A 22,911-nucleotide genomic window follows, 5' to 3' on the forward strand; every position below is an offset into this window, starting at 1 on the left:
AACGGTGTGCCGGGATCAGACCGCCGGGACCGGGTAGGTCGGGTACTCCACCCCGGACACGTGCTGGACCACGCGGATGACCTGGCAGGAGTAGCCGAACTCGTTGTCGTACCAGAGGTAGAGGATGGCGTTGTCGCCGTCGACCTTGGTGGCTCCGGCGTCCACGATCGACGCGTGGCGCGAGCCGACGAAGTCCATGGAGACCGCGTCGGGGGCCGTGGTGAAGTCGATCTGGCGCTTGAGCGGCGAGTGCAGGGAGACGTCGCGGAGGTGGTCGAGGACTTCCTCGCGGGTGGTCTCGCGGCCCAGGCGCAGGCTGAGGATGGCGATCGAGACGTCCGGGACGGGGACGCGGATCGAGCTGCCGGTGATCGGCGCCTTGAGGTTGGGCAGCGCCTTGGCGACGGCGGAGGCGGCACCGGTCTCGGTGATCACCATGTTCAGCGGCGCCGAACGGCCGCGGCGGTCGGCCTTGTGGTAGTTGTCCAGCAGGTTCTGGTCGTTCGTGAACGAGTGGACGGTCTCCACGTGACCGCGCAGGACACCGTACTCGTCGTCCATGGCCTTCAGCGGCGGGACGATCGCGTTGGTGGTGCAGGACGCGCAGGACAGGATCCGCTCGTCCGGCTTGATGGTGTCGTGGTTGACGCCGTGGACGATGTTCGGGACGTCGCCCTTGCCCGGGGCGGTCAGGACGACCTTGTCGATACCGGGGCGCAGGTGGTTCGACAGGCCCTCGCGGTCCCGCCACTTGCCCGTGTTGTCGATGAGGATGGCGTCCTTGATGCCGTGCGCCGTGTAGTCGACCTCGGAGGGGTCGTTGGCGTAGATCACCTTGATGCTGTTGCCGTTGGCGACGATCGTGCTCGTCGCCTCGTCCACGGTGATGGTGCCCTGGAACTGGCCGTGGATGGAGTCGCGGCGCAGCAGGGAAGCGCGCTTGACCAGGTCCTGCTCGCCGCCGCCGCGGACGACGATGGCACGCAGGCGCAGGCCGTTGCCGGAGCCGGCCTTCTCGATGAGCAGGCGGGCGACGAGGCGGCCGATGCGGCCGAAGCCGTAGAGGACGACGTCGCGGCCGTCGCCGCGCTCGATCTTGTTCTCACCGGTGGCGCCGACGACGGCCGAGGCGGTGAACTCCTCCACCGACAGGCCGCGGTCGTCGGTCTTGTACGCCTCGGCGAGCAGGGCGATGTCGATCTGCGACGGGCCGAGGTCGAGGGTGGTGAGTGCCTGCAGGAACGGCAGGGTCTCGGTGACCGAGAGCTCCTGGCCGGCGATCTGGCGGGCGAACCGGTGGGTCTTGAGAATGCTGACCACCGACTTGTTCACCAAGGATCGGCTGTGGACCAGGACCGTGACGTCCCGCTCCCGGTGCAGCTTCCCGATGATCGGGATCATCGACTCCGCGATCTCCTCGCGGTTCTTCCAGCTGGTGAACGAGTCCTCATTGACAGTCACAGGATTATCTTTCGAGCTAGGCGGTGCTCATATGCTAACCCGACGCCGCTCCGACCCCTCAGGCGGTACCTGCCCGGGCCGGGAACGTGCGCTATGCGACGTAAAGGTGTCCCTGGTTGCGGTGCTTTGACCTCAGAAGGCATTCCGGCGCCGCATCCCCATCGGGCGGCCGTCCGGGTCGACCAGCAGGCGGTTCAGCGGAGCCGCGAGCAGCCGCTGCGCGGCGGGCAGGTCCGGCGGAACGTAGCGGCGCAGCCGGCCCGGCGGCCGTGGGCCGCGGCGGCCGACGGCGTGCCAGGCGTCCAGCGCGGCGGCCGACGCCGCGAAGGCCTCGAACGCGGCCACCGGATCGCACAGCACGCCCGCCGCCTCCCGGCCCGCCGAGCCCGGAACACCCGGGTCGCCCCGCGGGCCCAGCGCGTCCAGGTGCTCGCGCATGAGCTCCAGGCGCAGCTCCCGGGCGAAGGCGCGCGCGCCGTCGCCGAGGCCGCCCGGGTCACGCGGAAGCCGCAGGTCCGGGGTCTCGTCGTACACCGCGCAGCCGAGTTCGGAGTCGTGGGTCCACGAGCGGAGGTTGATGTTGTCGGAGCCGACGGAGGCCCACACGTCGTCGATCACGCACACCTTGGCGTGGACGTAGACCGGGGTTCCGGCGTGGTTCTCCAGTCCGTACAGCGCGACGCGCCCGCCGCCGGCGCGGCGCAGTTCCTCCAGGGCGTGGATCCGCCCGATCAGGTTCATGGGCCCCGTGAGGCGGCCGTCCTGCTCCGGGACCGTGGGGATGACGCCGATCAGCCTCAGCCCCGGATGCCGGCGCAGCGCCCGGGCGAAGAAGGCCACTACGCGCGGGGACCACAGGTACTGGTCCTCCAGGTAGATCAGCGTCCGGGCCCGCCGCAGCGCCTTGTCGTACGCGCGCGCGATGCTGCGCTCGCCGTCGGGGGCGAAGGGGTAGCCGCTCAGCAGCCGGTTGGGGTAGGTCCGCAGCACCTGCACGGTCTGCGTGCCGCAGGGCGCCGGGTCGGCGGCCTGCGCGGGCAGGCTGTCCGCGCTGGTGTCCTCGCGGTGCGCCAGCGCCCGCAGCCGGGTGAGCGGGCTGCGGCTGAGCGGTGCCGGGTCCTCCCACCGCTCGCGGAAGACGGCCTCGACGTCGCCCACGACCGGTCCGCGCAGGGCGAGCTGGACGTCGTGCCACGGCGGGTGCGGGCCGTAGGCGGGGGCGAGCGGCATCGACTGGCGGTCGCCGTGGTGCGCGGCGTCGTCGTTGCGGTTGTGGCAGAGGTCGACGCCTCCGACGTAGGCGATGTCCAGCCCGGGGCGGCCGGGGTGGCGCAGCACCACCATCTTCTGGTGGTGGGAGCCGCCGGGCCGCACCCGCATGTCGAGCAGGCACTCGCCGCCGGCCTCCTCGATCTCCTCGCCGAGGTGGCGGTTCTCCTCCTCGCTGAACTGCAGGCTGTCGAGGTGGGAGCGCCAGAGCAGCCCCTTGACGACGACTCCGCGCGCGGCCGCCCGGCCCAGGACCGTGCCGATCTCCGTGCCGGGCCCGTCGAGGCGCTCGTCGGGGTCACCGCGCCAGTCGGTGAACAGCAGCAGGTCGCCCGCGCGCAGGGCGCGGATCTCCGCCAGCAGCTCCGCGAAGTACGTGGCCCCGTGGACCAGGGGCCGTACGTGGTTGCCCCGCGACCAGGCCGCACCGTCCGGGCGGCGCCGGTCCAGGCGCGTCGCCGGGTTGCCCCGTTCGCCGGAGGCCAGCAGCCAGTCGGCGCCGCTGGGGCCGACGGCGTCCGCCGGCCTCACGACCGGCCCGTCCCAGGATCCACCGCACTGCTCCGATCGTGCGTGCGTGCGTGCCGCAATCCCAGGCTAGCCGCCGCCGGCGCGGGCGGCCGCCCGGTGGTGACCCGGGCCCGCGCGAGGTCGTGCTCCCGCGGGCCCGGGCGGTCGTCGGGCCGGCTCAGCCCACGGGGTGTGCTTCGGCACTGCGCACCGGCGCCTGCCGCACGGGCGCTGCGCGGTTCCCGCGGAACGGCACGTCGACCATCCGCCGCTCCGGGCCGCGCCGGCTCAGGAGCAGGTAGCCGATGAAGGCGGCCGGGCCGAAGAACACCTGGGCGGGGATGAGGCCGGGGGCATCACCGGTGGCCGCGGCGATCAGGTGCAGCGCTGCGACGGGGGCCACGGCTCCGAAGAGCACCACCAGGGCGATCCCGGTCCGCAGGCCCGGCTTCGCGTACGCCTTGTAGGCGGTGGTGGTGAAGAGGGCGTAGGCCAGCAGGTCGCCCATGCCGACGACGGCGCCGAGGTCCTCCCCGATGCGCAGGCCGGCGGCCGGGGCGTACGGATAGCCCTGGACGGCTTCGGCGAGCTCCTGGGTCAGCGGTACGACCCAGGCGAAGAAGGCGTCGTAGGCGGCGAGGGCGAGCAGGAACCACGCCACGTTCTTCAGGCGCATGCCGCCCTGGACGTTGAGGTTGGTGGCGGACACCACGACCAGTCCGACGACGCAGCTGTTCGCCACCCAGTAGGGCGGCGCGGTCTCGCCGAAGGCCAGGTGGGTGACGAGCACGCTCGCGATCAGTACGGCGATCAGCGCCCAGCGCAGCCGGCCGTTGCCGATGAGGGGCTGGTAGCCGACGGACAGTCCGCCCGCGAAGACCAGGGCGAGCACGACCGGGAGGACGGCTCCGGGGAGGGCGAGGTAGACGTACGGCAGGGCCAGGACGAAGCCCATCATCATGAAGATGTCCCTGCCGTTGAAGACGCCGACCGGCGGTCTCGCGGCGCGTACGGCGCGGAAGTAGGCGATCGTGCCGACGACGACCGCGAGTGCCAGGGCGGCGGTGGCCGCGATCTGGAAGAAGACCGTCATGCGTGGCTCCGGGTGAAGGTGTGCTCCAACAGGTCACAGCGGAGGGGGAAGCGGCGCGCGGCCTCCTCGTCGTCCAGCGGCAGGACCGTGACGCGCGCGTCGATGCCCCGGGCCAGCAGCCGCTCGGCCACCTCCGCCGCGGTGGCGTTCCGGGAGGCCACCTCCACGTGGAGCCTGCCGTCGGCGACCACGGCCCGGTGACGCAGGGGCCAGGGCATTCCGGGGGTCCCGTCCAGGGCCTCCACGATCTCGCGCGGCGTCACGACGGAATCGGTGGTGCGCAGCAGCGTGCCCGCCTTGCCGAGGATCTGGGAGACGGCCGGCACGGCCGCGAGTTCGCAGTCCGGTTCGCCGTCCAGGGTGCGGACCACGTCGCCGGTGTTGTACCGCAGGACCGGCATGCACTCCCGGTAGGGGTAGTACGGCGTCACGGTCAGCTCCCCGAGCTGTCCGGGCCCGGCGGGCTCGCCCGTCTCCAGGTCGAGCACCTCCGTGTACCCCATGTTGGGGTCGATGTGGAGGTGGCGCCTGCTGCAGGTGCGACCGCCGACGGGCAGCAGTTCGGTCATGCCGAAGTTGTCGCCGATGGTCTCGGCCCCGAAGGTCTCGCGCAGGGCCCGGGCGAAGGCCGGTGACACGATCTCTCCGCCGGCGTAGATCGACCGCAGGCCGAAGTCGTCCGGCCCGTAGCCGCGTTCCCGTGCGGCGGTGAGCATCCGGGCCAGGTAGCTGGGGTTGCCGGTGAGCAGGGTGGGCCGGGTGCCGTTGCGGCCGAGCAGGTGCTCGACGGATTCCTCCGGCGGGACCTGGCCCACCACGTGGCACGAGGCGTTGACCATCCGGCACACCTCGACGTCCTCCTGGACGGCGGCCGTTGCCCGGGAGCTGAGGTTGATCTGCATCCGGTCGCCGGGGCGGATGTCGCCGCGCAGCACGACGGACAGGGCGATCAGAGCGGGCCAGAGCTCCATCTCGTAGCGGGAGAGCCACATCTGCACCGGGCGGCCGGTGGTGCCGGTCGTCTGGGTCGCCAGGTAGGGGGTGCTGCACAGGAAGTCTGCGGGGCGCTCGATCAGGTCGGCCTTGCGGGTCACCGGGATCCGGGTGAGCGTCTCGGTGGTCAGCCCGTCGAGGTCGATGCCGGCGAGGCGTTCGCGGTAGAAGGGGGAGCGCTTGGCGAGTCGGTTGACGGTCCGCTGGAGTGCGCGGTTCTGCAGGTCGCGGCGCTCGTCCGGGTCGGCGAACGGTCCGTCGGCCAGTTCGTCGACGTCGTCGCCGAGCGAGCCGAACTCCTCCAGCGTGGCGAGGGCGTCGGCGACCAGCCGCTCCACGGCCCGGACGTTCAGCCGCCGGCCGAACACCATGGCCATCGCCACCCGGACCTGCCGGACACCGGTCTCCAGCACTCGTGCCTCCCTAAGGCGTAAAGAAAAGGGGTGGGGGCGGCATGCCGCCCCCCACCCCCCGAAACAGCGTCAGCTGGCAGAGCAAGAACCGAAGAAGACGGCCGTCATGGCACCCATGACGTACTTGAACTGCTTGGCGCTGGTCTTGATCGCGCTCATCGGATCCTCCTTGTTTCGTTGCTGTCGGACGAACGCCCGGTGACCTGTGCGGTACCGAAACGTTTCGTCCCTGGGCGACAACACACTGGCGCGTTCGCAACACACGGGCAATGATCGGGTCCGTTCAACGGACCGGCGAAAGCGGAGGACGGCCACACCGTTTTCCCTGCTGAGCCGGGACGAACGGGGAGTTGCGGACCCATCCGACCGATGGGCTCCGTACGAAAGGGGGAACCTCTCATGGCCAGATCCGGCACAGAGGGGCGGGGTGTACTGGAAGGTGCGTTCGCCCTCATGGAGGTGCTCGCACACGGCGAGGAAGTCGGCCTGACCCGCCTGGCGACCGACGCCGAACTGCCGAAAGCCACGGCCCACCGCTTACTGGGGCAGCTGGTCGCACTCGGCGCGGTGCAGAGCCGTTCGGGCCGCTACCGGCTCGGGCCGCGCACGTTCCGTCTGGGACAGGCCTGGCACCCCGCGCGCCTGCTGCGCGCGGCCTCGGCCCGGCCGCTGCGCGAACTCGGGGCCGTGAGCGGCCGGCTGAGCCTCAGCCTGTCGGTGCCCGAGGCGGGACACACGATCATCGTCGGGGGCATGCGGGGCGAGGTGGACGAGGTCTTCCCGCTGCACTCCGGCACCGTCCTGCCGCCCGGGAGCGCGGCGGAGCTGATCCTCGCGGCTTCCAGCCCGTCGGCCGAGCTGCCCAAGGGGTGGACGAAGCCGACGTGGACCCGCGAGGTCACACGGGCCCAGGAGCGGGGTCTCGCCTTCGAGTACGGACAGTGCGTGAGCACGCTGTCGTGCGTGGCGGCGCCGGTGTTCTCCGGATCGGGCCAGGTGGTGGCCGCCGTGGCGGCGACCGCCCTGGAAGGCAAACAGATCGCCCCGCTGGGCGAGGCCGTGGGCCGCGCGGCGGCGATGATCAGCGCCAACCTGACCAGGCTGCCCACCCCCGCGCCCACGCCCGGCGCGCAGGTCCGGCACCCGGCGATGGCCCGTCCGCACTAGGCCGTGCGCGAGGACACCGTGCCCGTCCCGGGAGGGGCGGGCACGGTGTCGCCGGATACCGGAGGCCTCTCACCACCAGTAACGGACGGCACCCCGCCGGTACGTCATGCGCCAGTCGGAGCGGTCCCGGGGGCGGACGACCCGGCCGTACCCGCGGCTGACGGTCGAGCCGCCGTCCGCGGACACCGCGGTCGTGGTGACGCTGCCGGGGTGCGGCGCCGGGGCGGCGAAGGCACTGGAGGGGAGCGCGGCGCCGCCCGCTGCCAGGGCGGTCGAAGCGGACAGCAGGACCAGGCGCCGGGTCCAGGTGCGTGCCATGGGGACCGCTCCTTGCGAGGGGTTCGGGTGGGCCGCCTGACCTGCCGGGGCCGTGTCCATTGAGCCCCGGGCGGGCGCACCGCGTCATGCCGCTGGATCTCGGGGCTTGACAGCCGAGGGCTTCGTCATCCGCCCATCCGAAAGGTCCCCGAAAACGATCAGGGGCCGTTTCGGATCGCTCTGAAACGGCCCCTGATCTGCGCCGCGAAGCGAGGCAGCATGGAGCGACTCTGGGCTGCCGCCACTCGGTGCGGCATCCGGACTCCGAGCGTCGGCCCGACCTGGTCGGCGAGGGCCGCATGCGGCTGGCCGGGCACGGCGTCGGCTGCCGAGGCCGTACCTGGTCGGCGAGGGCCGCATGCGGCTGGCCGGGCACGGCGTCGGCTGCCGAGGCCGTACTCGACGACGAGACCCTCGGGATGCCGGACGGAAGTGCGTCGAGCGCTACGAGCGCCGGGCCCGCGGCCTGGTACACCTCAGGACGGTCGGCGCGGCCCGGTTCGTCCGGCCGTACGGCGCCCACGGCTACGGCCAGCGGTGACGCACTCAGCGCTGATAGGTCCCGACCAGGGTGCCGGAGGCCAGCTCCCTGCCCTTCAGGGCTCGGTGCACGTCCTCGACGCCCGGGCGGTCGTGCAACGGCAGCGGCTCGGACAGGGCGTACAGGTGGAAGAAGTACCGGTGCGGCCCGTGCCCTGCTGGAGGCATCGGCCCTCCCCAGCCCACCCGCCCGAAGCCGTTGGGCCAGGGCAGGCCACCCTGGGGCTTCTGGCCCTCCGCCACCCCGGTCATCCCCGGATCGATGCCGGTCACCAGCCAGTGCAGAAAGGTCGTCCCCGGCGCGTCCGGGTCCTCGCACAGGAGCACCAGCTCCGTGGCCTCGTTGGGCACCCCCGACCAGGTCAGGGGTGGTGAGATGTTCTCCCCCTCCCCGCTGTACCGGCGGGGGATCACCCTTTTGTCGTCGAACGCGGTGCTGCTGAGTTCAATTCCGCTCATGCGCGCCGCCATACCCGCAACAGAGACGCCGGCAACGGTCGCGAACGCCGAAACCCCCGTTCGGCCGAGCCCACCGGGCCCGCCTCCAGGCGCGGGGGTGAGCATGGCAGTGTGCCGACGAGGATCCTGCTCGAGGGCCGCCCTGGCGCGGGCAAGACGACCGCCCTCCGCCGGTTGGCCGCGCTGCTGCCCGCCCACGCGGCCACCGGCTTCACCACGGAGGAGATCCGGCAATCCGGCAGCCGGGTCGGTTTCGCCCTGGAGACCCTGGCGGGCCGGCGGGAGGTGCTCGCCCATGTCGACCTCCCTGGTCCGCCGCAGGTGGGGAAATACGGCGTAGACCTTGGCGTCATGGAACGAGTGGCGCTGCCGTCGCTACGGCCGGAAGCAGGCGAGGAGGAGAAAGGGCAGCTGGTGCTCATCGACGAACTGGGTCGGATGGAACTGGCGTGCACGGCGTTCCGGGACGCGGTCATCACGCTGTTCACCGCGGACGTCGACGTCGTCGCCACGGTTCACGCGCACCGCGATCCGTTCACCGACGCCCTCAAGCGGCGCGCCGACATCGAGGTCGTCCACCTCACCCCCGCCAACCGAGACGGCCTGCCCGAGGAGCTCGCGGCCCGGCTGCAGGAGCCTCGGACGCCCGAACCGCCGCCTTCACATTTCTGAGAGCACGGCGGGTCACCCCGCTGGACGTCGTCGGCGCGCAAGTCACGGGCTGACAGGACCTACCACCGGACGCACGGCCGTTCGCAGGCGTGGCGCGCGCCGTTGGCGCGCGGAAGGGGAAAGAGCCGGTCGGCGTTTCCGCCGCCTCCTGGAGGCGATGCCGGAGATTCCGAGAGTGACACTTGTGGGTGAGTGCCGTGCCGGTCGGTTCACGGAGCGCAGGTCGCAGGTCCCGCTCGGATGGAGCGGCTGCCGAGCCGGCAGGAGACGACGATGAACGGCTCCATACGTGTCGGACGTGTTGTCGGGGTACCGCTGCGGATGCACTGGAGCGTGCCGCTGCTGGCGGTGCTGCTCGCGTACGGTCTCGGCCGCCAGGCCCTCCCCGCGTTGGCTCCGGGACGCTCGGATGCCGTGTACGCCTTCGCCAGCGTCGTAGGAGCCGCGCTGCTCGTGGCCAGCCTGCTGCTCCACGAGGCGGCACACGCCGCGACGGCCCGCAGGAGGAAGATCTCGGTACAGGACGTCACGCTGTGGGCGCTGGGCGGGATGACCAGGATGGGGCGCCCGCAGACCGCCGCGGCGGCCTTGGCGGTGGCGGTCAGCGGGCCGCTCACCAGCCTGGCCGTCGGAGGCGTGGCACTCGGAGCCGGACTGGGGCTGGATGCGCTGCTCGGCTGGGCGGTGCCCGCGGCCGTCCTGGTGTGGCTCGGCTGGGCGAACCTGTTCCTGGGCGTGTTCAACCTGCTGCCCGCTGCGCCGCTCGACGGCGGAAGGGTGCTGCAGGCTCTGCTGTGGTGGCGCACCGGAGACCGGCAGCGTGCGGAGCGGGCCGCATCCCGCAGCGGTCAGGTCATGGGAGTGCTGCTGGCGGCCGTCGGATGGATTTCCTTCCTGCGCGGGTCGCCGGGCGGGCTGTGGCTCGTCCTCGTCGGCTTCTTCATCACGGTCGTCGCCGGCGCGGAGCGGCAGCAGGCCGTTCTGCACACCGCCGTACAGGGTGTCGGAGTGGCCGATGCCATGTCCAGCCCGGTGGCCACCGGTCCCGACTGGCTGACCGTCCGGCGTTTCATCGACGAGGTAGCAATGAAATCACGGCATTCCGCCCTGCCTCTGCTCGACTTCGAAGGCCGCCCCAGCGGAATCGTGCACATGCGCAGGCTGGCCTCAATCCCGGGAGCGAACCGGGAGGCGCTACGCGTACGCGAGGTGGCGACGGCGCTCGCGCAGTGTGCGACTGCCGCTCCGAACGAGCTTCTGAGCGAGGTTCTCGACAGACTCGGCCCAGGGACCGGCATGCCCATCCTCGTGGTGGACTCGGGCCATCTGGTGGGGATCGTCACCGCGAAGGACATGTCCCGGCTGATGCAGCGGCACGCTCTGGGCGGCCAAGGGCCCAACTGAGCCGGTGTACCGCGGGTGACCGTTCACGACCTGCGGCACCTGGCCGTCACCGTCACCATCACCGCCGGCGTCCCCCTCACTGTCGTCTCCAAGACCCTGCGGCACCCCACCCTGGCTGCCGGCGACTACTGGTTCAACGACGAGTCCGCCGACGGACAGGACGGCCCCAACAGCCGCCTGCACACCTGACGGTGCTCGCAGGCCTCAGCTCCAGGGGAACTTGTCCCGGTGCGCGGCCAGCCAGGTGGAGAAGTCCTGGAGGTCCGGGTTGAGGGCGCGGACGGCGTCGAGGTCGCGGGCCGCGGTGAAGCGGGCCCCACAGTCGGCGTAGAACTGGAACATGTTGCCGGCCTCGTCGGCGCCCGGGAAGCCCAGGGCGCGGAAGGCGTCCGGTGTCAGGGGACGGTAGCGGACGGGCTGTCCGAGTGACTCGGTGAGGGCGGCGGCCATGTCGGCGACGGTCAGGTGTTCGCCCGCGATGCTGACGGTGGCGGGGATGAAGTCGGTGCCGCGCTTGAGGATGGCGAGCGCGGTCTTGCCGATGTCGTCGACTGCGATGCCGGAAAGTCTGCTGTCGCCCATCGGGAAGTTCAGTTCGAAGGTGCCGTCCTCGCCGCGCTGCGGGGCGAACGCCCCGAACAGATTCTCCCAGTAGAAGGTGGTGCGCAGGAAGGTGGTCGGTACGCCGTCGTCGGTGAAGTAGTGGTCGGCTTCGGCCTTGCCGTCGAAGTGCGGGACCTTGTAGGAACCCTGGAGCGTGGGCATCCGGTCGTCGTCCAGCGGAATGCATTCCCGGGTGTCCTCCAGGGTGGACCAGATGGCGTGTTGCACACCCGCCTGCGACGCCGCCCGGGACAGGGCGGCAGCCTGTGCCTTCTCGTGTGCCGCGTCCATGTCCTCCCAGAAATTGGTCACCAGGTAAGCCCCGTACGTGCCCTCGAGGGCCGCTACCAGGCTCTCCTCGTCATCCAGATCGGCCTGGACCACCTCGGCCCCGAGCCGTTCCAGCTCCTTGGCCCGGTCCGAGTCCGGCCGGCGGGTCACCGCGCGGACCACGAAGCCGCTGTCCCGGTCCGCGAGGATCGCCCGCACGAGTGAGCCTCCCTGGTGCCCCGTCGCGCCGAAGACGGTGACGGTTCGCTGCTCGGTCATCGCCGGCACCCACTTTCCTGATTCCTTCGGCACGCTCCGTGCCCGGCCAGGCATATTCCGCTGCGAAACCTACGTCCACGGGGCCGGCCCCGACCGGCTGTACACGCCGACCCCGCCCGGATGGGCGTACCTTTCCCCGGTGCTGTGCATGGCTGGCGCGGGCGGGGGAAGGCGCGCAGTGCAAGCAGCACGCGGGCCGTCCCGTCGCAGCGCGGTGCGGTTGTGTGCTGAGCGTGACGAGGGACGTGGAGAGTGTCATGAACTTCCCGGTACGACGAGGTTCCGGCGACACCATGTGGGCCCGCCCCAGCTGGGGCATGGTGGACCCCTGGCACGACTTCGAGAACATGTGGAGCCAAATGGGCCGCTTCCTCGAACAGGCCTCCGGCCCTGCCGGAGCGGGCCACGGGTGGATGCCCATGGCCGAGGAAGAGGAAACCGACGAGGCGTACGTGATCAAGGCCGAGCTGCCTGGTGTTCCGCGCGACAACATCAGCGTCGAGATGGACGGCAACGACCTGTGCATCACCGGCGAGATGGACGAGAAGTCCCACGGTAAGGTCCTCACCCACCGCAAGGGACGTTTCTCCTACCGCAGCAGCATGCCCAGCCGTATCGACAGTGAGCGCATCGAGGCGAGCCTCGACCATGGCGTCCTCACCGTACGCATCCCCAAGTCGGGCGAGTCCAAGCCCCGCAGGATCGGCATCCTTGAAGTGGAAGGCGAGGGAAAGTCCGCCTGACGGCGTTCCTCGTCGCCGGCAACGGAGCGGGCGGCCGGGCGCCGCCCGCCTTCATCCGCCCAGGAGTGGACGCGGTGGAAGGAGGTTGACCGGTTCCGGCGCCGGCACGGGCCCGGGAAGGGGCCCCGGCTGAGGGTGCGGCTCGGGCCGCGGTGCCGGCGGCGGCTGGGGATCAGGTCGGCTGCGGCGGCGCCGGGGGCACCGGATCCGGCCCGCCCGGCGCGGGTACCGAACCGGGCAGCGGCCCGGGCTGCGGACCAGGACCCGGGCCTGGCGCCGGCGTCGGCGTCGGCGGTACCGGGTCGTTCGGCGGAGTACCCATGGTGGCCCTCCTCTCGTCATGGGGCGTGGGTGCAGCCTGGACGGGCGGCGGCCGCGGCGGTTCGGGCGCCGGCTCCGGGCCCGGCGCGGGCTTCGGTGCCGGTCGAGGCGCCTGGGGATCTTCCGGCCACGGGTGAGTCGGAGGCGCCGGATGCGGATCCCCCGGGTCCCGCGGGAAGGGATGGGTAGGCGGACCGGTGTTCGTCTTCGTCATGGTGTTCGTCCGGTTGATGGCGAACCGGCAGCACTGCCGGTCAGGCACGGTCGGTGTCGTCGTCATCGCCGGTCGTGTCCCGGCGGACGATGACGACCGGGCAGGGCGCGTGCGTCGCGCACTGCTGACTGACCGAGCCCAGCAGCAGGCTGGCGAAGCCTCCCCGGCCCCTGCTGCCCACCACCAGCAGCTCGGCGCCGGCCGACGCTTCGATCAACGCGTCCGCGGCGCCGCCCCGAACCAGATGCTGTTCCAGGGGTACGTCGCCGACCTGGAGGATCACCTTCCGGATCTCATCGTCCAGGTCCTGTCTGGCCAGGCCCTCATCGAAGTCGGCGTCAACCGCCGGAGCGGACCAGCCCGCGGCGCCGGGCAGGTCATAGGCGGCGACAGCGTCGACCGTCGCCCCGATCAGGCGGGCGTGCCGTACCGCCCACCGCAATGCCTCGTAAGAGGCCGGCGAGCCGTCAACGCCCACCACAACGCGGGAAGTCGGGCCGCTGATGTCCATGGCCGTCGTCCCTCCTCCTTCAGGTGTTGGGCTGTGCCGCGCTGATGTCGGCGAGTGCGGAGTGCCGGTCGCGGTCGATGGCGAGGTCCCCCAGGGACACGATGCCGATCGGGCGGTCGTCCTCGACGACGGGGAGTCGGCGCAAGGCGTGCTCACGCATCAGTTCCACGGCCCGCTCGGCGTCCTCGTCGGGCCCCATGGTGACCATCTGCTTGCTACAGATCTCGCTCACCGTCGTCTGTTCCGGGTCCATTCCGTCCGCGATGGCCCGCACGACCAGGTCGCGGTCGGTGAGCAGGCCGGCGAGATGACCGTCGTCCATGACCAGGACGTCGCCGATGTCGTCCTCCCGCATCCGGCGAGCGGCCTCGTGCAGGGAGCTGAGTTTGCCGACCTTGACCGGTGTCCCGGTCATGATCTCTCGTACCTTCTTGCTCACGGCTTCCTCCTTGATATGGGGGCGGGTCTCGGCTGGATGAGAGGCCCTCGCCTCGACCGGTCCGGTCGGGGGTACGGGGAGTTCGGGTGCGGTGTTCTCCAGGGGTACGGCCGGGCCGCAGACGATCCGAGCTGGATGGCGGGGCCCGGAAGGACGGCGCCGAGGAGCCAGTCGGGTGCCACGCGCACGCGGTTGCCTGGCATCACGAGCAGGTGATGGCCGCACGTCAGGGCTTTCGCGCCGCCGGACCGGGCAGCACCGGCCCGAAGGGCTTCGCAGCGCTTGTTCACGCTGCCCACCGTGAGGAGCAGCCGGTCGTACGGGCTTCCCCCAGCAGCACCCGAACGTCCGGCAGCGCAGTGGCCAGGGGGGCGGAGACCCGGCGGGGTTCCAGTACGCCCGTGGCCACCTCGGCCGGCAGCGGCACGTACGGGAAGTCGTCGGTGGGCTTGAGCAACGTGACGGCGGCGCGGGCCGCGGAAGCCTGCGAACCCGCCCCCGGTGATCAAAATCCGCGGCCGGTCCACAGGCAGCTTCTCCCCACGACGGGGTGGCGACGTCCCGGCCATCCCGCGCGGAAGCCGTCCACCGCTCACCACCGCGCCTGCCCGAACGAGGCATCCCCAAACAGCGGTGGATGTCCCTACCAGTAGGCCCGCGTACATCTACAGCCACCTCACCCAAAGTGGGCGTGCGGCCACACTGCGACCCGTCGGGGCACGGCGCGTCCCCGGCACCTCGGGGGCGACGAAGACATCCACTAGCTCGGCGGGGCGTTCGGCAAGCCATGCGGCGACCCGTGGCCGCCTCACAGTCGGACAGCAGATCCACAGGTCTACGGGTTTCCACATCGACCCAAGCAGTCCCGTAGAGACGGCCCCTCGGGCACATGGCACGTCGCGGAACGGCCGTATGCGGCACGCCGCCTCCACCACCCCGAGAGCCCTGCGCCGCCGAGTTCCCCTCATGAAAGCCTCGGAGGTGAGGAGCACAGGGCCATGCAGTCCCACGGGGAGGCCCGCTCGGCCCTCGCAGGGTCCAGTACCCCGACCTAGGATGAACGACACGGAGCCAGGCAGAAAGGAGCCGGACAATGAACGTGTCCGCATCCATGTCCGCGCCCGCAGTGTCCGTCAGCGCCACGACGACCATCGGCGAGGCGGCCCGCCGCATGGACGTCTATGGCGTCGGCTGCCTGGTTGTGACGGAGGGCGAAGGACTTCGCGGCATCGTCACCGACCGTGACATCGCGGTGCGCGCGGTGGCCGCGGGGCTCGACCTCGACGAACCGGTAAGGGAGATCATGACCACCCCGGTTGTGACCGTCGCCCTTGCCGACGAGATCCACACCGCGTACGAGACGTTCCGCAACAGCAGCGTCCGGCGCCTTCCCGTCCTCGACGGACAACGTGTCGTGGGCATGCTGACGGTGGACGATCTGCTGATGGACGTCTTCCGGAGGGTGGCGGACCTGCTCGGCCCGGTCGCCTGGAGCGTCCTTGAGGAGCCTCCTGGTCCCCGGGACGAAATCGGCCCGCGCGCACCAGTCGACGGTATCGGCCCGGCCGACTCTCAAGGGCCCTGATCGCGCGGTGCACGGCCGTCAGCCGCCCACCACCGTTCTCCGTTCCGAGCCCAAGGCTTTCAAGGAAACACCTGCCACTGACTACGCGTACGCGCAGTACATCGTGATGGCCCGCCTCCGTCTGCGGGATGAACTGCGAGGGGCGAGTTCCCAGCGACGGAGCGGGTTCCCCCGATGAACGCTGACACCTCCCCGCCGATTTCCGGCACGCCCACGTCGGAGAAATGAACCACCGGAGCTGAGTATCACCATGGCCCATCCCCTCGATTCGGCGTTGCACCTCCCGGAGCACCGCGCCGACCCAAAGCAGCACAGGAATCGCTTGCCCCCACACCTCGCCCACAGGCTCCTCCCCGTGACGAAGTGGATCGCCCATCAGCCCAGAGCCGTGCCCCAGGCCTTGGCGCGGTCGAGCTCCCCTTCACGGAGGGGTCCCTCGGCGTCCTCGGTGATGAACCCCTCCGGTTCCGCGACGAGTCGGTAGCCGTGAACTCGCAGCCGGCGAGCAATGGCGGGTGCCGCGCCGCCGGCGAACCGGAAGTCCCCTCTCGTGTCGAACGCGGCAGCGCGCACGTCGCCCCGCGTCTGGAGCAGCTCGTGGAACCAGTCACGAAGCCCAGGCCCCTCCGCGTCTTCCTCCGCCTCGTGCCGGGGCCTCTCCGATTCGTCCTCTGCCTGCTTCTTCTCCGACTGCAGTCCGATCTTCCGCGACAGGCCCGATGGCATGCCACGCATGTGGGTCGGGCCACCCACGATGAGCAGGTCGGCCGAGCCGACGCGTTCCCGGTCGGCCTTGTCCACTCGCACGCAGTCGACCTCGGCATCCGGGCGGGCCTCCCGTACTCCGGCACCGATCGCCTCGGCTACCTGGCGCGTGTTCCCGAACAGGCTCTCGTACACGATCACGACGTGCATCGCATCTCATCTCCTTGAGGGCTTGGCGCCTCTGCGTCCCGGATCACCGCACCCCCGCCGTCCGCGGACACTCCCCTCGTTCGCAACTCTGCCTGAAGGACGATGCCTACGCCCGCGAGGACAAGTCTCCGATAGCGCCCGCTTCGGGCGGTGGACGACCCCGCAGGCGGTGCGCGCTTCGCAGAGCAACGCTGCGCCCCAGGGGTGTGCGACGAGCGCGCGAGATCGGCGATACGCATCACTGCGGCGTGGACATCGGGCGGCGATGCGTACTCATCATGGCCTCCTCGGGCCGGATGTCTCCAGACTGGGCGAGTTGCCCGGCCCGGTGCTGGAGTCCAATGGTCCTCGTCGAGGGGCCGACCGGGCCATTCGGCTCGGTTCCCGTGCGTGACGCGGGCGCCCCGAAGCCGGCGGTGATCGAGAGCCTCGGTCCCGGCGAGCCGGTCGGCTGGTCCTGGCTGTTCCGCCCCTACATCTGGCACTTCGGCGCCGAGGCGATGACCCCGGTACGCACCCACGAGTTCGACGCCGCGGCCGTGCGGATGATGACGGACGCCGACCCGGCCTTCGGGTCCGCGATCGGCCACTGGGTGGGCCAGGTGCTCGCTCACCGGCCAGTCGCCGCCCGGATCCGTTTGCTCGACCTCTACGCCCCCCACGGGAGCGGCAGCAGGCTGTGAGCCGCACCGGACGGAGGGCATCCAAGGAGCCGGTCATGCCGGCAACCCGCTACACCGTCAGCGACGTGATGCCGCATACGGCCGTCGCAGTTGGCCGTGCCCCCTGCGCAGGCACAAGACCTTCGGCTATCGCACTCCGGCCGAGACCAGGCAGCGGCATCAGCACGCCCTCGCGGCATAACGCGGTTGTAGATGGTCTCGATGAAGTGGAACTCCTCGGAGTACCGCTTCGGGTACTTGTTTCCCACCTGCTACTTCCTCTGGAACCTCAAGATCCCACTCTCCAGGTGTCCACAGGTTCTTCGACCTGCCCGCCCATCCCACAGGGGCACCCGAGCACTGGGGCCAGGAGGTCCTCCGGCACGCTCTCATGGGTCAGGCCGTTGCCGTTGCCGCACGAATCGAAGCGCTCACAGTGGACGAGGCCACGTCCGTCCACCAATCGGCCACCGGCAGCCCCCGACAGAAGATGCTCTTGGTGGATCCACATGCCGAGGAACAGGCCCAGCCGTGAGCCGGAATGCGGGTGACATCAGACTGTTTCAGTATGGAAATCGGATCGGACGTGTCGCTGCCCACGGAGGTGAGTGCGATGACGCTTCCCGCGCGGCGCCGGACCGGTGGCCCGGTGGAGCCGGACGAGTTCTTCGGCCGCACGCACCAGTTCCCTGGGGTGCCACGGGCACGGCACACGCCGTTCCGGCCGATTCGGGTACCGGTCCGTGCTCCCCTCAGGAGTGAAGACCGAGGATGCCGCTGCCACCTTGGCCGACGGCGTGCTGCCGGTCACCGTTCCCGAGGCCCGAGCAGCCACGGCACGGGGCGGGGAACGGGCTCCGTGAGCCCGCACGAGAGGACAGCGTGCGTGGCCGGGCCCCACGCGCTCAACGCCCGGCGCGGTGGTCAGGAGCCGAAGCTGTCCCCGGCAGCGGCCGGGATCGGGATCGACCGCAGCACGTGGGAACAGGCCCCGATCTCCTCAGGCTGCCACGAGCGGGGCCGTGCCCGGCAGGCGGTACACCGGGCAGGGGCCGGCGCGACCACCCGGGCACCGCGATGAGCACGTCCGCGACGCCGGACCCCACCACAACCAGGACCACCAACGGTGCAGGAGGATCCGGAAGTGCGGCCAGGCCGTCGATCCTCACCTTGACGATGAATCCCACGGTCGATCTCTGCTGGGAGGTCGGACACCTGGAGGGCATCGGCAAGAACCGTGCCCGGGTCAGGTCGGTGGCCGCCGGGGGCGGAGGGATCAACGTCGCCCGTCACGTCGTGCGGCTCGGAGGACGAGCCACCGCCGTCCACACCGCCGGAGGCGAGGTCGGCCAGCGCCTGAGCCGGCTGCTGGACGAAGAGGGCATCGACCACGTCGCCGTCGACATCCACGACGAAACCCGCGAAGCACTCGTGCTGTTCGAGTCCGAATCGCGCCACAGCTACCACATCGTGCCACCCGGCCCGCAACTGCACGACCACGAGGGGCAGCGGTGCCTGGATGTGCTGGAGCGGGCCGTTGGCGGTTGCCCGTACGTCGTGGCCAGCGGCAGCCTGCCCGGCGGCTTGCCCGACGACTTCTACGCGGCCGTCGCCCGCCGTGTCAAGGAAGCCGGATCCCGGCTGATCCTGGACACCTCCGGGCCGGCGCTTCGCGGAGCACTCGCGGAGGGCGTGTTCCTCTTCAGGTGCAACCGGACAGAGGCCGAGAGCCTGACCGGTCGGCCCATCCGCAGCTTCGACGACGCCCGAGCCCTCAACGAACGCCTGCTCACCACAGGGGCCGCCGAGATCGCCGTCACCACCCTCGGAGAGCTGGGCGCACTGTGCTCGACCGGCCACGGCCACACCGAGCTCTACGCGCCGCCGCTGCCCGGCGAGCCTCTGAGCGATGCCGGCGCAGGAGACGGCATGGTCGCAGCCCTCACCACGCAGCTGGCCGCCGGAGACGATCCCGTCAGCGCCTGCGCGCTGGGGGTGGCCACCGCCGCAGCAGCGATGCTCACCCCCAGCACCGAACCCTTCGACACGGACGTGGCCCGGTCCCTCCGCTCCCAGGTGAGGACCAGGTTCCACACCGATGCACGACGCCGAGGCCTCTGACCCTGCCCGCCGTACGGCGATTCGACAGCGAGATCGCGACACACCGGGAAGCACCGACGCAGCCCACCGACGCCGAAGGCCGAATCGGCGAGCGGCGACCGCGGCGCCACCCATTTCGGCGCCTGCACGGGCGCCGCGGCCGCGCTCACGGCCGCCGCCGAACCCCGCTCCGACATCACCGCACTCGTCTCCCGGGGCCGGACGCCCCGACCTGGCGGTCTCCCGCCTCGCAGCCGTACGCGCTCCGACCCTGCTGGATCGTCCGCGGAGCCGACGATCAGGTACTGGATCTCAACCGCCGAGCCGCCGCTCGACTGCGCTGCGAAGACCAGGTCGGCGCGGGAGGGGGGTCCACCCGTCACCTACCCCACCTCGGCACCCTTCCCAACAGGTCCGCCGAACACCGAGCGACATGATCCGATGGCCGCCGGGCCCTCGCCGCCGGGCGTCGACCCGGCACACCAGCGGGACGTCCGTCCAAGACGGCCCGCATCCGGCTCTCCTCCCTGCCCCAGCAGCCCCGGGCGTTACGGAGGACGCCGGGCTCGGGGCCCGCGCAGGATCCAGGCCGGAGGCACGGCGAGCAGCGCACCGTCTTCATGGGAGGCGTGGAGCCCCGACTCCCATGCCCGGCCCGTCCTCGCCATGCCGATCGAGGCCCCGCACGCGCCGCGCACGCCTCCCCGGCAATGCGAAGGGACTGAGCGGGCGGCCCGTCCCGAAGAGACAGGTCGCCGACGGGTGGCGAAACTGGAGGAGGGCACCCGACGGCAGGAGGGCTCTCGTGGTGAGGTTCCGGGACTTCCTGGCACGATTCCGCCCCAGGGGCACCCCGGGACCGGCCGTTACGGGCGTTCCCGCCGACCGTGAGGCGGAACTCGCCGCCGAGCTGGATCCGCTGCTGGCCGGGCTCGCAGGAGTTCAGGCGGAGGCGGCGGAGATCCGTGCCGAGGCGGCCCGTGAGGCCGAGGGCATCCGTCACCGGGCCGCGGTCCGGGCGGCGGAGATCGTGGCTGCGGCCGAGACCGGCGCACGGCAGGCTCGGGAGCTGGCCGCGGCGCCCGCTCGCCGGGCAGCGCGGGCGGAAGCGGCGCAGATCGTGGCCTCCGGGGTACGCGCCGCCGAATCGTTGCGCCGCAGGGCGGATGCCCGGCTGCCCGTTCTGGCCGACCGCGTGGTCGACGACGCCTTCAGTGAGCCGTCCGATGTGGGGAGGGCCCGGTGGGCGCCGGGTGGGTCGCGGGAGTGATCAGGGCGAGGGCTCTGGTCTCCCGGTGCGCCGGCGCCTCCGCCGGCCGGGAGCTGGCGGCGTGCGCCACGCTGGGCGAGGCGCTGCGATCCCTGGCCACCACGCCGTACGGCAGGGGCCTCCATGCCGAGTCGGAGCTCGCCGATGTTCAGCGGGCGGTGTCCGCGACCCTGCTGTGGCAGCTGAGAGTGCTGGCCGGCTGGCTGCCGCGCGCGGGAGCGGATATGCTCCGGCCGCTGTCAGCCGGGTTCGAGATCGCGAACGTCGAGGCCCGCCTGCGCTCGTTCTCCGGGGCGCCTGAGCCGGCGCCCTACCGGCTCGGCACGCTGGGCACGGCATGGCGCCGTCTCCAACACGCCGGGACCCCGGCGGAACTGCGCTCTGCCCTCGCCTCCTCACTCTGGGGCGACCCTGGCGCGGACACCCCCTGGGCAGTGCTCACCACCCTGCGGATGGCGGCCGCCGACCGGGTCTGCGTGACGGTGGGGCCCGCGCGGCACTGGGCCGTCGGCCGGGCGGCCCTGCTGACGGCGCGCGAGCATTTCGTGTGCGGGCGCCCGCTCCCCGGCCCCGCGCGCAAGCATGCGGTACGGCTGCTGGGCTCCCGGGCCGTGGACGCGACTGACTTCGGTGACTTCCGGCGTCATCTGCCGGCGACCGCACACTGGGCCGCGGACGGCGTCGCCGACCCGCACGAGCTGTGGCGGGCGGAAGCACGCTGGTGGCAGGCGCTGGCGGACGACGGTGCCGGCCTGCTGCGCAGCCCGCGTCACGGGCCCGCCCCCGTGGTGGGGGCAGTGGCCGTACTGTCCGCGGATGCCTGGCGCGTACGGGCCGGGCTGGAGCTGGCAGCACGCGGCGGAGGGTCGCTGGAGGTGCTCGATGCCAACGTCTGAGGCCCTCACACCGGTGCGTATGCGACGGGTGGCGGTCGTCGCGCCGTACGCCACTCTGCGGGAGACCCTGGTACGGGTCGCCGACGCGGGCTGCGTCGAGCTGGAACGCCTCGAAGAAGTGGGGCCCGGCCCGGCGGCCAGACGGCTTCAGCGGATACGGACGCCCGGGAGGGGGCCTGTGCTGGCGGCCACGGCGCCCGACCTCGATGCGCTGGAACGCGAAGGCCGGGTGGAGCTGCTCGCGGGCGAGGCACAGCTGGAGGAGCGGCTGTACAGCGCGGTGCGACGCGGGGAGGTCGCCGCGCTGGCCGGATGGTGTCCGGCGGCGCAGGTGTCGCGGCTCGGACGGCGGCTGGCTCCCATCGGTGGCGCGCTGGTGCCCCTGAGTGCGCCGAGGGGCGTCGATCCACCCACCCTCCTGCGTGGCGCGCAGCGGCCGGGCGTCGGGTTCACTCCGCTCGTGACGACGTTCGGCACGGTGCCGTACAAGGACTTCGACCCTTCCTGGCCGGCCGGGATCGTCTACGTCGCGATGTTCGGCCTGATGTTCGGCGATGTCGGGCACGGCGGGCTGCTGTTGCTCGCCGCGCTGACGCTGCGGCTCGGCCTCCCGCGGAAACTCGCACGGTGGCGGCTGCTGTGGCCCTTCCTCGCCGGGGCGGGGGCAGCCGGGATGCTGGCGGGCTTCGCCTACGGCGAATTCTTCGGACCCACCGGGCTGCTGCCCGTCCTGTGGCTGAACCCGCTGGACGAGCCGGAGCGGCTGCTCGCCGCCTCCATCGGCATCGGCGCGGTGCTGCTGACGCTCGCCCTGGCCGCGGGAACGGTCAACCGCTGGCGGGAGGGCGGACCGGGCCGCGCCCTGTACGCGGCCTCGGGCTCCGCAGGGCTCACGCTGCTGCTGGGCCTCGGCCTGGGCTGCTGGGGGCTGTATCTGCACCACCGCCCGGTTGCCGTCGCCGGGGCCGTGCTCGCGGCTGCCGGGCTGGCATTGGCGGGCGTGGGGCTGTTCCGGGGCACGGCCGGCGGTGCGGGCGGGGCGGCCGAGACCGGCGTCCGGCTCTTCGACGTCGTGGTGCGGACCGGGACGAACACCGTGTCGTTCGCCCGGCTCGCCGCGTTCGGTCTCACCCATGCCGCGCTGGCCGACCTGGTGTGGCGGGGCACCACGGGGCTCGCGGACCGCGGTCCGGGGTACCTGCTCGCCGCGGTCGTGGTGTTCGTGGCAGGAACCGCCGCTGCCGTCGCGCTGGAGGCCCTGGTCGCCGCGGTACAGGCACTGCGGCTGGAGTTCTATGAGATCTTCTCGCGGGTTTTCGAGACCCAGGGGCGGCCGTTCCGTCCCTGGCACGTTCCCACGGCCGCCGACGCGGAGGTGACCTCGTGATCACATGGCTGATCGTCCTTCCCCTGCTGGCCTTCGCTCTCTGGGCCGTTCGTCTGCTGGCCCGGCGGCGGCCGAAATCAGCCGTGCGATGGCTGCTCGCCTCGAACCTGCTGCTCCTGGGAGGTGCCGTCGCGCTGCTGGTGACCGGGCTCGACAGCGCCGCGCAGGGTGCTCCCGTACAGCAGAGCGGCGAGCCGGCCGGGCCGAACTCGGCCGCGCTGTACTCGGCCGCCATAGCGGTGGCCGGTGCGTCGATCGGGTCGGCCCTCGCCGTCGCCTACACCGGGGCGGCCGCGCTCGCCGCGCTGGGCGAGCGGCCCGAACTCTTCGGCCGGGCCATCGTCATCGTCGGGCTGGCCGAGGGCATCGCGGTGTACGGCCTGGTGGTCGCGATCCTCCTGATCGGACAGGCCTGAC

23 protein-coding genes and 1 pseudogene are annotated in these 22,911 nt (G+C 71.7%); 13 read left to right on the forward strand and 11 right to left on the reverse strand.

Annotated elements, in window-relative coordinates; translation table 11 throughout:
• Window positions 1-15: 15 nt before the first annotated feature.
• From OG332_RS05605 to OG332_RS05620, 4 genes are all read right to left on the reverse strand, one after another.
• The gene (locus tag OG332_RS05605; protein WP_327412381.1) at window positions 16-1,461 is read right to left on the reverse strand and encodes a glyceraldehyde-3-phosphate dehydrogenase; all 1,446 of its coding nucleotides are present in this window, start codon (window positions 1,459-1,461) and stop codon (window positions 16-18) included.
• A 132-nt stretch (window positions 1,462-1,593) separates the two neighbouring features.
• On the reverse strand, window positions 1,594-3,261 hold the full coding sequence (locus OG332_RS05610) for a phospholipase D family protein (protein ID WP_327412382.1): 1,668 nt from the start codon (window positions 3,259-3,261) through the stop codon (window positions 1,594-1,596).
• 157 nt (window positions 3,262-3,418) lie between these two features.
• On the reverse strand, window positions 3,419-4,333 hold the full coding sequence (locus tag OG332_RS05615) for a hypothetical protein (RefSeq protein ID WP_327412383.1): 915 nt from the start codon (window positions 4,331-4,333) through the stop codon (window positions 3,419-3,421).
• Window positions 4,330-5,739: a phenylacetate--CoA ligase family protein gene (locus OG332_RS05620; protein ID WP_327412384.1), complete on the reverse strand. Its 1,410-nt coding sequence runs from the start codon at window positions 5,737-5,739 to the stop codon at window positions 4,330-4,332. Before OG332_RS05620 ends, OG332_RS05615 begins: the two co-directional genes overlap by 4 nt.
• Window positions 5,740-6,192: 453 nt before the next feature.
• Between OG332_RS05620 and OG332_RS05625 the strand changes: the two genes are divergently transcribed.
• On the forward strand, window positions 6,193-6,906 hold the full coding sequence (locus OG332_RS05625; protein ID WP_327412385.1) for a helix-turn-helix domain-containing protein: 714 nt from the start codon (window positions 6,193-6,195) through the stop codon (window positions 6,904-6,906).
• A 69-nt stretch (window positions 6,907-6,975) separates the two neighbouring features.
• Here the strand turns inward: OG332_RS05625 and OG332_RS05630 are convergent, their stop codons facing one another.
• Window positions 6,976-7,224 carry a hypothetical protein gene (locus tag OG332_RS05630; RefSeq protein WP_327412386.1) on the reverse strand — a complete coding sequence of 83 codons (249 nt, stop codon included), beginning with the start codon at window positions 7,222-7,224 and terminating at the stop codon, window positions 6,976-6,978.
• 546 nt (window positions 7,225-7,770) lie between these two features.
• The gene (locus tag OG332_RS05635) at window positions 7,771-8,223 is read right to left on the reverse strand and encodes a YbhB/YbcL family Raf kinase inhibitor-like protein (protein ID WP_327412387.1); all 453 of its coding nucleotides are present in this window, start codon (window positions 8,221-8,223) and stop codon (window positions 7,771-7,773) included.
• Window positions 8,224-8,334: 111 nt separating this feature from the next.
• On the opposite strand from OG332_RS05635, the gene OG332_RS05640 reads away from it, so the two are divergent.
• From OG332_RS05640 to OG332_RS05650, 3 genes are all read left to right on the forward strand, one after another.
• The gene (locus tag OG332_RS05640) at window positions 8,335-8,895 is read left to right on the forward strand and encodes a nucleoside-triphosphatase (RefSeq protein ID WP_327412388.1); all 561 of its coding nucleotides are present in this window, start codon (window positions 8,335-8,337) and stop codon (window positions 8,893-8,895) included.
• Between the two features lie 273 nt (window positions 8,896-9,168).
• Window positions 9,169-10,299: a site-2 protease family protein gene (locus OG332_RS05645; RefSeq protein ID WP_327412389.1), complete on the forward strand. Its 1,131-nt coding sequence runs from the start codon at window positions 9,169-9,171 to the stop codon at window positions 10,297-10,299.
• Window positions 10,300-10,314: 15 nt separating this feature from the next.
• A complete protein-coding gene (locus tag OG332_RS05650) occupies window positions 10,315-10,488 on the forward strand; it encodes a hypothetical protein (RefSeq protein ID WP_327412390.1) in 174 nt (57 codons plus the stop codon).
• Between the two features lie 15 nt (window positions 10,489-10,503).
• Here OG332_RS05650 and OG332_RS05655 read toward each other — a convergent pair whose 3' ends face one another.
• Entirely contained in the window at window positions 10,504-11,451 is a 948-nt protein-coding gene (locus OG332_RS05655; RefSeq protein WP_327412391.1) for an NmrA/HSCARG family protein, read from the reverse strand.
• Between the two features lie 257 nt (window positions 11,452-11,708).
• Here OG332_RS05655 and OG332_RS05660 point away from each other — a divergent pair, with 257 nt between their 5' ends.
• Window positions 11,709-12,194, forward strand: a complete 486-nt coding sequence (locus tag OG332_RS05660; protein ID WP_327412392.1) for an Hsp20/alpha crystallin family protein — start codon at window positions 11,709-11,711, stop codon at window positions 12,192-12,194.
• 575 nt (window positions 12,195-12,769) lie between these two features.
• Here the strand turns inward: OG332_RS05660 and OG332_RS05665 are convergent.
• From OG332_RS05665 to OG332_RS05675, 3 genes are all read right to left on the reverse strand, one after another.
• A complete protein-coding gene (locus OG332_RS05665) occupies window positions 12,770-13,240 on the reverse strand; it encodes a universal stress protein (RefSeq protein ID WP_327412393.1) in 471 nt (156 codons plus the stop codon).
• A gap of 19 nt (window positions 13,241-13,259) precedes the next feature.
• On the reverse strand, window positions 13,260-13,679 hold the full coding sequence (locus OG332_RS05670) for a CBS domain-containing protein (protein WP_327412394.1): 420 nt from the start codon (window positions 13,677-13,679) through the stop codon (window positions 13,260-13,262).
• A gap of 286 nt (window positions 13,680-13,965) precedes the next feature.
• Window positions 13,966-14,136 (reverse strand): hypothetical protein, encoded by a 171-nt coding sequence (locus OG332_RS05675; RefSeq protein WP_327412395.1) that lies wholly within the window; start codon window positions 14,134-14,136, stop codon window positions 13,966-13,968.
• A 636-nt stretch (window positions 14,137-14,772) separates the two neighbouring features.
• Between OG332_RS05675 and OG332_RS05680 the strand changes: the two genes are divergently transcribed.
• Window positions 14,773-15,264: a CBS domain-containing protein gene (locus OG332_RS05680; RefSeq protein ID WP_327412396.1), complete on the forward strand. Its 492-nt coding sequence runs from the start codon at window positions 14,773-14,775 to the stop codon at window positions 15,262-15,264.
• A gap of 375 nt (window positions 15,265-15,639) precedes the next feature.
• Here OG332_RS05680 and OG332_RS05685 read toward each other — a convergent pair whose 3' ends face one another.
• Window positions 15,640-16,179 carry a flavodoxin family protein gene (locus OG332_RS05685; RefSeq protein WP_327412397.1) on the reverse strand — a complete coding sequence of 180 codons (540 nt, stop codon included), beginning with the start codon at window positions 16,177-16,179 and terminating at the stop codon, window positions 15,640-15,642.
• A 407-nt stretch (window positions 16,180-16,586) separates the two neighbouring features.
• On the opposite strand from OG332_RS05685, the pseudogene OG332_RS05690 reads away from it, so the two are divergent.
• From OG332_RS05690 to OG332_RS05720, 7 genes and pseudogenes are all read left to right on the forward strand, one after another.
• Window positions 16,587-16,862, forward strand: a pseudogene (locus OG332_RS05690) (regulator); the annotation flags it as partial.
• Window positions 16,863-17,482: 620 nt separating this feature from the next.
• Window positions 17,483-17,704, forward strand: a complete 222-nt coding sequence (locus tag OG332_RS05695; protein WP_327412398.1) for an Hsp20/alpha crystallin family protein — start codon at window positions 17,483-17,485, stop codon at window positions 17,702-17,704.
• 214 nt (window positions 17,705-17,918) lie between these two features.
• On the forward strand, window positions 17,919-18,962 hold the full coding sequence (locus OG332_RS05700; RefSeq protein ID WP_327412399.1) for a 1-phosphofructokinase family hexose kinase: 1,044 nt from the start codon (window positions 17,919-17,921) through the stop codon (window positions 18,960-18,962).
• Between the two features lie 787 nt (window positions 18,963-19,749).
• On the forward strand, window positions 19,750-20,211 hold the full coding sequence (locus OG332_RS05705) for a hypothetical protein (RefSeq protein WP_327412400.1): 462 nt from the start codon (window positions 19,750-19,752) through the stop codon (window positions 20,209-20,211).
• The gene (locus OG332_RS05710; protein WP_327412401.1) at window positions 20,184-21,107 is read left to right on the forward strand and encodes a hypothetical protein; all 924 of its coding nucleotides are present in this window, start codon (window positions 20,184-20,186) and stop codon (window positions 21,105-21,107) included. Before OG332_RS05705 ends, OG332_RS05710 begins: the two co-directional genes overlap by 28 nt.
• Window positions 21,094-22,494 carry a V-type ATPase 116kDa subunit family protein gene (locus OG332_RS05715; protein ID WP_327412402.1) on the forward strand — a complete coding sequence of 467 codons (1,401 nt, stop codon included), beginning with the start codon at window positions 21,094-21,096 and terminating at the stop codon, window positions 22,492-22,494. The genes OG332_RS05710 and OG332_RS05715 overlap by 14 nt, the downstream gene beginning before the upstream one ends.
• A complete protein-coding gene (locus OG332_RS05720) occupies window positions 22,491-22,910 on the forward strand; it encodes an ATP synthase subunit C (RefSeq protein WP_327412403.1) in 420 nt (139 codons plus the stop codon). The genes OG332_RS05715 and OG332_RS05720 overlap by 4 nt, the downstream gene beginning before the upstream one ends.
• Window position 22,911: the final 1 nt, after the last annotated feature.

Origin of the sequence: Streptomyces sp. NBC_01233, from assembly GCF_035989305.1 — a bacterium.
Lineage (GTDB): Bacteria > Actinomycetota > Actinomycetes > Streptomycetales > Streptomycetaceae > Streptomyces.

Bases quoted from the DNA above. Each gene is read 5' to 3' on its own strand.
- OG332_RS05685 (WP_327412397.1), bottom strand. From the start codon at position 16,179: ATGCACGTCGTGATCGTGTACGAGAGCCTGTTCGGGAACACGCGCCAG.
- OG332_RS05615 (WP_327412383.1), bottom strand. From the start codon at position 4,333: ATGACGGTCTTCTTCCAGATCGCGGCCACCGCCGCCCTGGCACTCGCG.
- OG332_RS05655 (WP_327412391.1), bottom strand. From the start codon at position 11,451: ATGACCGAGCAGCGAACCGTCACCGTCTTCGGCGCGACGGGGCACCAG.
- OG332_RS05660 (WP_327412392.1), top strand. From the start codon at position 11,709: ATGAACTTCCCGGTACGACGAGGTTCCGGCGACACCATGTGGGCCCGC.
- OG332_RS05665 (WP_327412393.1), bottom strand. From the start codon at position 13,240: ATGGACATCAGCGGCCCGACTTCCCGCGTTGTGGTGGGCGTTGACGGC.
- OG332_RS05645 (WP_327412389.1), top strand. From the start codon at position 9,169: ATGAACGGCTCCATACGTGTCGGACGTGTTGTCGGGGTACCGCTGCGG.
- OG332_RS05625 (WP_327412385.1), top strand. From the start codon at position 6,193: ATGGAGGTGCTCGCACACGGCGAGGAAGTCGGCCTGACCCGCCTGGCG.
- OG332_RS05700 (WP_327412399.1), top strand. From the start codon at position 17,919: ATGAGCACGTCCGCGACGCCGGACCCCACCACAACCAGGACCACCAAC.
- OG332_RS05680 (WP_327412396.1), top strand. From the start codon at position 14,773: ATGAACGTGTCCGCATCCATGTCCGCGCCCGCAGTGTCCGTCAGCGCC.
- OG332_RS05635 (WP_327412387.1), bottom strand. From the start codon at position 8,223: ATGAGCGGAATTGAACTCAGCAGCACCGCGTTCGACGACAAAAGGGTG.
- OG332_RS05715 (WP_327412402.1), top strand. From the start codon at position 21,094: ATGCCAACGTCTGAGGCCCTCACACCGGTGCGTATGCGACGGGTGGCG.
- OG332_RS05630 (WP_327412386.1), bottom strand. From the start codon at position 7,224: ATGGCACGCACCTGGACCCGGCGCCTGGTCCTGCTGTCCGCTTCGACC.